This is a genomic window from Limosilactobacillus rudii (assembly GCF_014145455.1).
Lineage (GTDB): Bacteria > Bacillota > Bacilli > Lactobacillales > Lactobacillaceae > Limosilactobacillus > Limosilactobacillus rudii.
On sequence record NZ_JACIVB010000032.1, the window covers coordinates 1 to 471 of the forward strand.

1 protein-coding gene is annotated in these 471 nt (G+C 45.6%); it reads left to right on the plus strand.

Annotated elements, in window-relative coordinates:
- Nucleotides 1-471 (plus strand): FIVAR domain-containing protein (locus H5S39_RS01890; RefSeq protein WP_182595273.1); only part of this gene is annotated, 471 nt, incomplete at both ends.

A 471-nucleotide genomic window follows, 5' to 3' on the forward strand; every position in this document is an offset into this window, starting at 1 on the left:
AAGCTAAGAAGGCCTATGACAAGGCTGTCAGTGATGGTCAAAAGGTCTTGGATGACAATAATGCCAGTCAAGCAGATGTCGACAAGGCAGCGAAGGCCATCGAAGATGCCAAGGGCAACTTAAATGGTGAAGCAACCAATAAGGATGCTTTGAAGTCAGCAATTGATGATCAACCAACTACCCAAGGCAGTGCTAATTACAAGAACAGTACTTCAGATAGTCAAAAGGCATACAATGACGCAGTAGCAGACGGTAAGAAAGTATATGACAACCCAACTGCTAGTCAAACAGACGTCGACAATGCCAAGAAGGCCATTGATGACGCCAAGAAAGCCTTAGATGGTAAGGACACCGACAAGACAGCATTGACCAACGATGTGAATGGTCAAAGTGCAACGCACAACGATCCAAGTTACATCAACGGCAGTGAAGAAGCTAAGAAGGCCTATGACAAGGCTGTCAGTGATGGTC